Annotated in this window: 7 protein-coding genes and 3 pseudogenes; 5 read left to right on the plus strand and 5 right to left on the minus strand. The window is 61.7% G+C overall.

All coding sequences use genetic code 11. The features are described from left to right. The coding region (locus AC5RW2_RS38270; RefSeq protein ID WP_494075157.1) for an O-antigen ligase family protein at positions 1-1,002 on the plus strand (1,002 nt) is incomplete at its 5' end. A gap of 555 nt (positions 1,003-1,557) precedes the next feature. Further along, positions 1,558-2,112, plus strand: coding sequence for a glycosyltransferase (locus AC5RW2_RS38275; RefSeq protein ID WP_494032396.1), 555 nt, complete (start codon positions 1,558-1,560; stop codon positions 2,110-2,112). Positions 2,113-2,820: 708 nt separating this feature from the next. Here the strand turns inward: AC5RW2_RS38275 and AC5RW2_RS38280 are convergent. From AC5RW2_RS38280 to AC5RW2_RS38290, 3 genes and pseudogenes are all read right to left on the minus strand, one after another. Continuing rightward, entirely contained in the window at positions 2,821-3,867 is a 1,047-nt protein-coding gene (locus AC5RW2_RS38280; RefSeq protein WP_494075158.1) for an IS110 family RNA-guided transposase, read from the minus strand. A gap of 224 nt (positions 3,868-4,091) precedes the next feature. After that, positions 4,092-5,330, minus strand: a pseudogene (locus AC5RW2_RS38285) (IS256 family transposase). 102 nt (positions 5,331-5,432) lie between these two features. Beyond that, positions 5,433-6,965 (minus strand): annotated as a pseudogene (locus AC5RW2_RS38290) (ISL3 family transposase). 170 nt (positions 6,966-7,135) lie between these two features. Here AC5RW2_RS38290 and AC5RW2_RS38295 point away from each other — a divergent pair. Further along, the gene (locus AC5RW2_RS38295; RefSeq protein WP_493986621.1) at positions 7,136-8,179 is read left to right on the plus strand and encodes an acyltransferase family protein; all 1,044 of its coding nucleotides are present in this window, start codon (positions 7,136-7,138) and stop codon (positions 8,177-8,179) included. Between the two features lie 110 nt (positions 8,180-8,289). Here AC5RW2_RS38295 and AC5RW2_RS38300 read toward each other — a convergent pair. Next, positions 8,290-9,069: pseudogene (locus AC5RW2_RS38300) on the minus strand (IclR family transcriptional regulator); the annotation flags it as partial. A gap of 108 nt (positions 9,070-9,177) precedes the next feature. Between AC5RW2_RS38300 and AC5RW2_RS38305 the strand changes: the two are divergent. Beyond that, a complete protein-coding gene (locus tag AC5RW2_RS38305) occupies positions 9,178-9,417 on the plus strand; it encodes a hypothetical protein (RefSeq protein WP_493986618.1) in 240 nt (79 codons plus the stop codon). Further along, the gene (locus tag AC5RW2_RS38310) at positions 9,402-9,551 is read left to right on the plus strand and encodes a hypothetical protein (protein ID WP_494075159.1); all 150 of its coding nucleotides are present in this window, start codon (positions 9,402-9,404) and stop codon (positions 9,549-9,551) included. The genes AC5RW2_RS38305 and AC5RW2_RS38310 overlap by 16 nt, the downstream gene beginning before the upstream one ends. Before the next feature lie 139 nt (positions 9,552-9,690). On the opposite strand, the gene AC5RW2_RS38315 is transcribed toward AC5RW2_RS38310, so the two are convergent. After that, positions 9,691-10,794 carry a mannose-1-phosphate guanylyltransferase gene (locus AC5RW2_RS38315; protein WP_493986620.1) on the minus strand — a complete coding sequence of 368 codons (1,104 nt, stop codon included), beginning with the start codon at positions 10,792-10,794 and terminating at the stop codon, positions 9,691-9,693. Positions 10,795-11,107: the final 313 nt, after the last annotated feature.

Consider the following 11,107-nt stretch of genomic DNA (forward strand, 5'->3'; position numbering starts at 1 on the left):
TTTACCCAGTCTCGATTGGTCATATATTTATTGCTCCTTACAGCGATACTGGGAAAGGCGCGGGGCGTAGATTTACTCGCTGCTGGCAGTGTCGCGTTAAAGGTCCTCACTGTGCCTCTGGGAGCAGTAGCAGTAATGACGCTACTCGGCGTCACCGTGGAATTCCCTGGAATGTCAGGAAGTACATTTGGTGCCATTGGGGGAGACCTCGGAACGATTGTCGGTATTTTGGCCTTTTGTGCTGTAGGCTTCGCCGCCCTAGAAGGCCGAGCTAGTTGGCTCGCGCTGTGGTTTTTGTACCCCCTTCTCGGCGACCAACGAGCTGCTATTCTGACAACCACTGTGGTAGGGGTACTTGCCACGCTAGCCATCTGGTGGAAGGCAGGAATCCTCAATTCGAGGTCTCAGAAGCGGCTGCAGCTTACTGGATTATTTGCTGTCATTGCCTTGGTATCTGCCATTGGAAGCTCGATCATTATTACAGGCAACAGTGCGGTCTCAAGGCTATTTGTTGAAGGAATCGATAGTACGTTCCTCAGCGAGAGCAAGATTGTTTCTGCTGCTACTCGTCCGTTCCAACTGGTGCAGGCGTGGATTAGTTTCTCAGAAAGCCCATTGACGGGGCACGGCCTGGGGCAAGAAGTCTACTTCTTTGATTATTATGCAGGCGAGTTGGTGCCGACGGAGTCGGCACATAACTTCATCGCTGACATAGCAATCCGAGGAGGAGCGCTGGGACTGCTCCTGGTACTGATTCTTGTCTTCGCGACATTCGAGGGGCGATGGGCGGTAGACAGGGCGGTTTTTGCCGCAGCGTTTGCAACCTTGGTCGGCAAGGCTTTGCTTGAGCCCGCATTGGATAAGTATCGACTTGCGTTTTTGATAGCTGTAGTTATGACGGCAGTCGTTGCGTCTCGTCCAGCATCACTGACGAGTACGAATGATAAATTGGCGGGGCACGCAGGCCGTAGTGCTCAGAAGGTTAGGGCGGGCGCGGGGTGAGGCCGGATTTCGACACCTGCAGGCAGCCGCGACTCGCGGAATAATACCTCGCTCAAGCTTGACGGATATTAGGACCCACATAGTTGGTGGGTGAGACTTAGGAGAGCGGCTTTGCGGCAAGTACTTCAAACAATTCATCAGACATCGGCGAACCTGAACCCCTATATAACGCAGTTACTTCAAGCAATCGAGAGCGAGGGAATTCCGATTGCCTACTGGAGTTGGAGAAACGCCCTTTTTAGTCGGCCAGCAGCAGTTCACGTGCATTGGCCCGAGATTCTCTATCATGGTAAGAGTCCGGTTCGCTCTTGGGTAAAAAGCCTTGTTCTTGGTGGCATGCTATTGCGCTGGAAAGTTCTCTCAGTTCCTGTCATATGGACAGTTCATAACCTCCGACCCCATGAAGGTCTTTCGTTTCCTGAGAAGTTTGCTGATTGGCTCTTTCGACGAAATGTCAGTCTAGCAATTTGCCTCAATGACGCAGATGCAAATTTGGATCAGCTTGTGCCCAAGGCTGTCAAGAGGACCATATTGCATGGCCATTATAGGGATTGGATGTCCTCGTTTGATCGTTCTTCGCGCGTCGAGGGCAGGGTCGGATTTGTTGGAATGATTCGGCCATATAAGGGCGTTGAGGATTTGATTGATGCTTTTATGGCGGCGAAGGGCCCGGACCTGAGCCTAGTGATCGCCGGTCAGCCCCAAAGTTCCCACTATGCGCTTAGCTTAGAGACTCGCGCTGCCGGGGATCCTCGTATTTCCTTTGAATTTGGCTATCTGCCTGAAGACCGGCTGGTCAAAGTAGTCACTGAGTCCTCTGTGGTCATACTTCCGTATCGCCAAATGTACAATTCCGGGGCAGCCTTGTTGGCTCTATCATTGGACCGGGTCGTCGTTGTCCCGAGAACTCTGAGCAATGAACTGCTGCAGGCGGAGGTTGGAGAGTCTTGGGTGCGCATTTTCGAGTCACAGCTAAGCAGCGAACATCTACTTGCCGCGCTGGGAGTTTCTCATGACCTCGGCGACAAGTCTGGACCTGATTTGAGCCGCAGAGATTGGAGTAGAATCGGGAAACAGCACCGTGCCGCTTTCGAAGAAGTTCTGTATTAACTTACCTCTTGCTGTGTCTGTCGACGCCAATCAATAATAGGGCCAAAAACGCCGACTGAAAAATGTACGGTCCGGGGACACCCCTGGCACTGTGTTGTCGCGAGATGCTGCGTGGGCGGTGAAGCGGCGGACAGCGTGCGCACCGATGGAGAGCCGGGCCTGGTCATCGATCAGATCCACGCTCGGGAGCCATCCGCTAAGGCAACCTGGATTCCGTCGATCTGCCACAGATCGTTCGGAGTGTGACGTTCGAACCGCTTCCGCGTTCTCGAGGTTCGGCGCACCTGTGCTGTGACCAGACCTTGGCGTTTGAGGGTCCGGCGAATCGTGACACAGCCGGTGCCGGGTCAAGGCCGGCCTGGATGAGCTTGACCCGCAGCACCCGTGTACCCCCAGCGCGGGTTGTCCATCCGCAGGCGGTAGCACCAGGGGCTCGATCTCATCGGCGGTTCTGGCCGGAGATGTTGAAGGACGCCGGGACCGGGGTTGCAGCCCGGCGGTGCCCTCCGCCCACCAGACGGCGACAATAAACTCATAGAAGCTTTGCCGGGAGATGCGGTAGCGGCGGCGGACCTCAGCCACCGGGATACCGTTCCGCCCCGGTGCCAGCAGGATTTCCAGCCGTCGATGGTTCACACTCATCACTCTCATCTGTGTAAGAGTGTCAGGGATGTCCCGCTAACGGAGGGAGTGTCCCTAGCTCCTCTGTCAAGCAGCGAGGATGAGCGTGCGGGCTGCGGAGGTTTTCTGATCGTCGATCAGAGCTCGATATACGACGTCGGATAGTCGGCGTTTGAGGATACGCAGTGCTTCCATGCCGCCGTCCCCGCCTGCTTTGCGGCGGGCGAGAAGCTCTCGCGCGCCCGGGTGGCAGCGGGCCTGGGTGAGCGCGATCCGGTGCAGCGCCGCGTTCAGCTGTCTGTTCCCGGTGCGGGAGAGCCGGTGCCGGGTCTTGTTCGACGACCATACCGGCAGCGGGGCAGTGCCGTTGTGACGTGCGTAGGCGTCCTTCGAGCGGAACCGCGTGATGCCTGCGGTCTCTCCCAGGATTTTCGCCGCCGTCAGGGACCCGCAACCGACGATCGCCAGCAGCGCCGGAGCGATGACGGTGATCCGGCGGCTGAGTTCGGCAGTGAGTTCATCGATCTCCTCGGTGAGGCGGTGCAGATGGGTGAGGAGCCGTTGAGCGAGGTCGGCGACGATCCCGGAGAGGCCGTCCAGGTGGGATTTGATGCGTGCGAACGCGCTGTCCCGATCGAGCTTGGCCGGGGCCGCCCAGGCAGGATCGAGCTCGTGCAGGTGCCAGCGGAGCCGGCTGATGACGCGGGTGCGTTCGGCGACGAGGTCCTCGCGGTGGTCGACCAAAAGGCGGATCTCGCGTTCGGTGCCGTCGAGACGGGCGACGGGCAGATCGGGTTCCCGCAGGGCGGCACGCGCGATCGACAGAGCGTCGATCGGGTCGGACTTGCCGAACGTGCGGGCGCTGTTTCGAACATGGGACATCAGCTTCGGAGGCACCCGCACGACCTGTTCGCCCGCCGCAAGGAGGTCGCTTTCCAGTCGTCTGCTCAGATGCCGGCAGTCCTCGATCGCCCAGAGCCGTTCCTGATCCTCATGCTTGTTCGCCCATGCCAGCAAGGCGAGATGGTCGCTGCTGGTCGTGCCGATCGTCTTGACCGCGATCTGCCTGCCGACCGGGTCCGCGATCACGGCCGTGTGGGAGCGCTTGTGCGCATCGATCCCGATGATCACCATGGTCCTGTCTCCTTTCCTTTTACGGGTAGGGGCAGGACCGGCCGGTCGGCATATCCCAGTCAGGGGCGATGCCACGCTCCTCTCAAGCCAGGCCGGCCGGTCCGTCCGTGCCAGCCGGCCGCACTACGGACACTAGCCACGAAGGCGAAAAACGGTGGAGCGAACCAACCGGCACTCCAAAATAGTGACACTGGGAATAACGGTGGGTCTGGCTTGGCGCTTGGTTAGTTGATTCTGCCTTCGAATGCGATGGCGAACGCGTTCAATGCAGGCTTCCATCGTGTGGCCCATCGTGCCCGTCCCCGTCCGGTGGGGTCAAGGGAACGGGTGACGAGGTAGAGGCATTTCAGCGCCGCGGCGTCGTTAGGGAAATTGCCCCGGGCCCTCACAGCGCGCCGATAGCGGGCGTTGAGGGACTCGATGGCGTTGGTCGAGCAGATCACCCGCCGGATATCCACGTCCCAGTCCAGGAACGGGACGAACTCGGACCAGGCGTTGCGCCAGAGCCTGGTGATTGCCGGGTACTGGGTGCCCCATTTCGCGTCGAACTCCGCGAACCGCTCCCTGGCCGCTGCCTCGGTCGGGGCGGTATAGACGGGTTTGAGGTCCTTGCCCATCTCCTCCCAGTAGTGCCGGGAGGCGAACCGGAACGTGTTGCGGATCAGGTGAATGATGCAAGCCTGGACCGTGGCGAGCTCTCAGACGGCAGTGATCGCATCGGGCAGTCCCTTCAGCCCGTCACAGACGGCGATGCACACGTCTTCCACGCCCCGGTTCTTGACCTCGGTGAGCACCCCGAGCCAGAATTTGGCGCCCTCCCCGCCGTCTCCGGCCCAGATGCCCAGGATGTCCCGTTCACCGTTGACGCTCACCCCGATGACCACGTAGAAGGGCCTGTTGCGCACCTGCCCGTCGCGGACCTTCACATGGATCGCATCCACCATGATCACCGGGTAGACCCGGTCCAGGGGCCGGTTGGCCCACTCGGCCATCTCGTCACAGACCTTCTCGGTGATCCGCGAAATGGTGTCCTTCGAGACGGTGGCACCGTAGACCTCATCAAAGTGCGCGGCGATCTCTCCGGTGGTGAGGCCTCTGGCCGTGAGGGACAGGACAACCTCGTCGATCCCGTCCAGACGGCGCTGGCGCTTCCTGACGATCCGCGGTTCGAAGGTGCCCTCCCGGTCCCGGGGCACCTCGACCTGGACGGGTCCGATCTCGGTGAACACAGTCTTAGAACGTGTCCCGTTCCGCACATTGGGGCCCTCCGCAGCCCCGTGCTTCTCGTGCCCGAGGTGCTCGGTCAGCTCCGCCTCGAGGGCCGTTTCGAGCACTGACTTGGTCAGACTGCCAAGCAGGCCCCCGGGGCCCATCAGACTCACGCCCTGTTCTTTTGCCTGTGCCAGCAGTTGCTGCGCGAGCTGCTGCTGATCGATGATCTCTCCCGTCACAGGATCGATCATCTCTACGGTCTCGGTCATTGCCGTTCCTTTCGGTCAGGCCACGCCGTTCCCACCGTTATTCGGGCTCTGTCGCACTTTCGGTGGTGGTTGGGTGGGCGTCCGTCAGCCGAGGAGGATGCGGTGGCGGAGCAGGGTGAAGCCGGCACGTCCGTACATCTGACGCTTGAGCATTTTGGTCCGGGTGTTGACGCCTTCGGTTCTGCCGTTGTGGTGCGGCTTGGTGAGCGCGGCGATGACGGCGTCGTGGTCCTGCTCGAGTCCGTGGGCGAAGGAGTGCACGTGCGGCAGGTCGGCAGACCGGGTGGCGCGGATCCACGTCTCGAGCCTGGCCGGGTTAGTTTCGTCAGGCTTCAGGAGGCCGGCGAAATCCCGGATCAGGCCGCAGAGAGCGGTCATCTCCGGGCATGAGGCGGCGAGCTGATCAAGACGCTCGCTCTGCCGATCGGTCAGATTCTCCGGCCTGGTCAGCAGCAGTCGGGTCGCACGGCGAGGCGACAGATGCGCCCGGTCCTCATCGGCTCGGCCCTGGTTCAGATAGCGATGCAGCAGGTTCGCGCTGCCGGGATAGCCGAGCTCACGAATCTCCTCCAGCAGCTGCGTGACCGGCGCCCCGGGCTCTTCGGCTCGCCGGCGCCGCAGATAATCGCGATAGGGTTCCACGAGCGTAGGCCGGTACTGCGGAACACGTCGAAGGCGTTCCGGCTCGCTCGCGCGGGCGTAGCGCTTGACCGTGTTCAGACCCAGGTTCAACCGCCGGCAGCAGTCCAGCAGCCCGACGTCCTGATCGAGCAACTCATGCACCTGCCGCCAGCGCTCGGCTGTCGTGCGAGCCCGGGGGCCGTCCTGCAGACCTGTTGCGCCGGCCCAGCACGTCGAGTGGGCGGCGACCTCCTTGGCGGCGGCTTCGGCCAGGCCATGCCACAGGTGCCACCGGTCGGCGACCTGGACCGCTCCGGGCAGCGCGTCCCGGACGGCCTGGGCGTACGTGGCCGAGCCGTCCCGGCACACGGTCTGCACTCCTGGATGAGTGCGAAGCCACTCGGTGACGGCCGGGGCGCCCCGGCCAGCCCGCACGTCGATCCTCCGGCCGGTGTCGGCATCGATCAGCACGGTGGCGTAGTCCCGGCCGCGGCGCAGCGCGAAGTCGTCGATCCCCAGCGCGTGCGGGACCGGACGTTCCGGCAGCGCGATGCCCAGCAGCGTCCGCACCGCGGTGTCCCGCCCTGCGGCGATCCCAAGGACCGGCAGCAGCCGGGCCGACGCACGGCCGGCAAGTTCGTGAACGACGCCGCGCAACTGTCCGGTCAACCGGACCGTGCGCCGCTGATAGCGCTCCAGCAATCCCGGGACCTGCTCCCGGAAGGTCTGCCGCGCGCAGTCAGATGACAGGCACCGCATCCGGCGTACCCGCACCCGCAGCAGCACGCGGCGCCCATCGGCCGGCACGTCCGCCGGCATGCGCTCATGGAAGGCGTGGACCCTCCTAGTCAGCGTCCCGCACGCCGGGCACTCCACCGCCCCGCCACGCGTCGACGCGTGAACCACGATCACCTAGCCGGTGTCCTCGATCCCCTCGATCACCAACGCCGACAACCCCGAGAACACCATCCCGACCAGCATTTCCGCATCAACCATGCCCCATCATGAGAAGCCCGGAAGCACGAACCCGCCCTCGACGCGCCGCACCACCACCGAAAGTGCGACAGAGCCGTTATTCGGACAGTCCCCCTGCGAGCGAGGGAACCCAGTGGTTGATCGTGTGAGGCTGCCTAGCTGATACCTTTGGTCTCATGCTAAAGGGGGAAATGGCGTCGGTCTCAGGCACAGTCAGAGGACAGAGAATCGCATGGATCGATACAGCCCGAGGGCTATGTGTGGTTGCTGTGGTGCTATTCCATGTCTGTCTGTGGCACTACCTGAATGCGGGCGACACAAGAGACGCAGCGCATCGGGCCTGGGAGCTGGCGAACGGAGTGCTGGGGACCCTGAGGATGCCGCTTTTGCTCGCCGTCTCAGGGTTTCTAGCCTCCCGCAAGATACGCGCGGGCTTCAACGGCAAGACGGCTTCCGCCGTATTGGCCAGTTACTACCTGTATGTAGTTTGGTTGCTGGTGTACGGTGCGCTGAGCTTGCTGATTGTTGGCAGGGATGCCCCGCATCGTGTGGAGGGCTTCGGACTGCTGGTCCAGCTTGCACTCCCGGAGACTCCACTATGGTTCATCTTCGCGCTAGCGGTGTATACCCTCTCGCTGTCACTCTTGGGGAAGGTGAAACCCCACTTGGCGGTCGGTTCCCTCGCCGTGCTGAGTATCGCCGTGTCGTTGATTCCCGGATGGGAATCCACGCAGTGGCTGAAGATCCCCGGCCTGGCTGTGTTTTTCGCCGTCGGTGTCTACGGGAAAGAGGTGATAGCCAGGCTGGCTGAGCGGCGTCAGGTCGTTATGGTCGTCGCAGGCGGTACCGCTGGGGCGGGCCTAAGCGCTATGGCGGCATCCATGACGCTGCCCCCTGTGGCTGACGGCGCGATCTACATTCTCCGCTGTCTGACGCTGACCTGCTTCATGATTGGCACTGTCTCGCTGGCTGTACGGTGGCGAGCTATTGCCCGCATCGGGCAGTTCATTGGCCAGCGCACCCTGGGCGTTTACGTGCTGCATGTACCTTTGGTTTACGCGCTGATGTTCTCGCCGGTCGGCGTTCCTAAGGGGCCGCTGAGCTGGGTTTACCCTCTCCTGGCCACGGCCGCAATCGTCACGCTCTGCATCCTCGCGGAGTCGCTGCTTAGAAGGACCCAAGCAAGATTCCTTTTCGAGATGCCTCCACCGCTGAAGAGTCTTGCGGTGCGCTAACTGAAAACCCCACTACCGAAGGCTTTAGCGTATCCGCGGGGGTCTTCCTCGTTTGGGGCAACTTTCAACCGGATAACTGCCCCACTGATGGGCCTAACGCCCCCGATCATCCCCAGAATCCACTGCGATAGCTCCTCCGCCACCGGCCGCACCTTCTCCACCAGCGCGGGCCAGTCCCCCTCCGGCACCCGGCTGGACAGGAGCGTCACCGCAATCGACGCCGCCGGCCACCCAAATGGTCCCGCACCGCCACAGCCACGGAGGCGAAGTCCGGGGTGACCTCCCCGTTCTCGGTGGCGTAGCCGCGCTGGCGGACCTGGTCCAGGTGCGACTGCAGCTGCGTGTACTTGGTGATCGGATGGGCCGTCTCATGCCGGGACACAAACGCCGCCGCGTTCGGATACAGCGCCCGGGTCTGGGACTTGGGCAGCGCGGCCAGGATCGCCCGGCCGCTGGCCGTCAGGTGGGCGGGCAGCCGGACCCCGACATCAGTCACCAGCGACGGCCGGTTCTTCGCCCGCTCCTCCACGATGTACAGCACGTCCCGGCCGTGCAGCACCGCCAGGTGCGCGCTCTCGCCGATCCGGTCCAGCAGCCCGGCCAGCAGCCGCCGGCCCAGCCGGGACAGCGGCTCCTGCCGCGAGTAGGCCGAGCTCAGCTCGAACGCGGACAGCCCAGCCCATACTTCTGTTCCTCGGCCAGGTACAGCACAAAACCGTTGTGCTCTATCACCGCCAGCAGGTGGCAGACACTCGAGCGCGGCAGTTCCAGCGCGGAGGCAAAGGAGGAGGCCGCCACCGGCGGGAGGCGAGCAGCTTGAGGATCCGCAGCGTGCTCACTGCCGCCCGCACTTTGGATGCACCGACCTTGGATATGCCCGTCACGCCCACTTCGCCACAATCAGAAAATTAGGGATACCAGTCCGACTACAACACGCCCTTCTCACCCACAAGCGCCGCCAGCCGGCCGCACCGCCTTCATTGGCTTCGGCTTCCCGCGTGACGCAGGCACCGTACCCGGCTGGGCGACCTCACCGCCCACGGCGGCTTCTTCCCGTTCGCTTCGAGGGCCTTCTCGCCTCCTTCGCCGTGGTGATGTTCACCTTCGGCGGGATGGATCGAGACCATCGGCATCACCGCCGGCGAGCCTCCAGCCCCTATGCGATCAGCACCGCCCCGGTGCACATCCCGCTCTTCTTCGAGCTGGCCCTGGGCATGCTGATGTGCCTGTTCCCCTAAACCAGGTGGGCAGCGAGGTCAGTCCGTTCGTGCATACCTTCGAGCGCCTGGGCATCCCGGCCACCGCGCACATCCTCAATATCGGGGTCATCACTGTGGACCTGTCCGCGATCAACAGCGAAATCTTCGGATGAGGTACGCGGTTGCGGAGACCGTGGCGGAGCGGGTGTGGTAGTGCCCGGTTTCAGCATGGAAATACGACGGCGGCGCCTGGATTTTGCGGTCCAGACGCCGTCCGCTTCATACAGCCCTGAGTAATAGCGCCGCCAGCGCCTACAGCAATTCGTGAAGCCCGGAGGACTTGAGTTCAGCTACTGTCGACTTCACTGACTGAGCGTGTTCACGCCGAGTGATCAGCAACGCGTCGCCGGTATCCACCACAACAATGTCTTCCACCCCGACCAGTGCCACCACGCGATCGGTGGTGGACAGGACAAAGCCCGAACTGTTGTTGGCGATGACCTTGGACGCCGGAGTGGCCACAGTGACCGAATCGTCTCCCTGAAATGCGCTGCTGAGGCGCGTCACAGCATCAAAGTCGCCGATGTCATCCCATCCAAAGGAACCCGGAACCATGACGACTTTTCCGGCCCTCGCGGCAGGCTCAGCAACGGCGTAGTCGATGGCGATCTTCGGCAGGGACTGCCAGACCTCCGCCATCACGCAATCCTGGTCAGGCGTGTCCCATGCATCCGCGATCTTGCGCAGACCAAGGAACAGGTCCGGCTGATTAGCACGTAGGCTGTCCAAGATTTCACTGGCCCGTGCAACGAACATGCCCGCGTTCCACCGGTATTGGCCGCTTTTTACATACTTTTCCGCAAGTTCGTATTCTGGTTTCTCGACAAACTCCTGCACATGGAATACATCCCCGTTTGCGGCTTCTACGAGCGGATCGCCTGAATGGATATAGCCGAAGCCAGTGGACGGATAAGTAGGCTCAATGCCGATCGTTGCAATATAGCCCAGTTCAGCGGCCTCGACTGCGGATGCTACGCATTTAGAAAAAAGCGCAACATCACGAATGACGTGGTCCGCCGCAAATGATCCCATGATGACGTCAGGGTTCCGGTCCTGTAGCAACATGGCTGCGAGCCCGATGGCCGCGGCCGAATCCTTGGGGCTTGGCTCGAGGACCAGATTGGACGATGACATCACAGGCAGCTGGGCCGACACAGCCTCTCCGTGAGCTGTTCCCGTAACCACCATGATATTACCGGCACTGATCGGCAGCAGCCGATCCCATGTCTGCTGCAGCAGACTGCTTCCTGCTCCGGTCAGATCAAGCAGAAACTTCGGAGCCTTCGCCCGCGACAGGGGCCAAAGACGCGTCCCCGATCCACCAGCAGGAATCACTGCATGGAAATTAGAATTCAACTCGTTTCTCCGTCAAATTAGACAAAAATTCATTTTCAACGACCGCACCCACACTGCAAATGCAAATGTACTCGACGGTCATTCTGGATCAGCTATCTGGGATGGGCAAATTGTTTCTTTAGTTCCTAGCCCTACACTCCTCAAAGTGACCCATAGCACGCCGAGATTGAGTCATGTTTGTTCGGTTCACTCCCCCACCCACATTAGGCTATTCGCGTGACCACAACACTTGATCTTTCCGCATCGTTCAAGGCCTACGACGTCCGGGGTATCGTCGGCGAAACCATCACCACCGAAATCGTCGAAGCGGTCG

It is taken from the genome of Arthrobacter sp. B0316-1-20 (assembly GCF_059091865.1).

Bases quoted from the DNA above. Each gene is read 5' to 3' on its own strand.
- AC5RW2_RS38280 (WP_494075158.1), bottom strand. From the start codon at position 3,867: ATGGTGATCATCGGGATCGATGCGCACAAGCGCTCCCACACGGCCGTG.
- AC5RW2_RS38295 (WP_493986621.1), top strand. From the start codon at position 7,136: ATGGCGTCGGTCTCAGGCACAGTCAGAGGACAGAGAATCGCATGGATC.
- AC5RW2_RS38275 (WP_494032396.1), top strand. From the start codon at position 1,558: ATGTCCTCGTTTGATCGTTCTTCGCGCGTCGAGGGCAGGGTCGGATTT.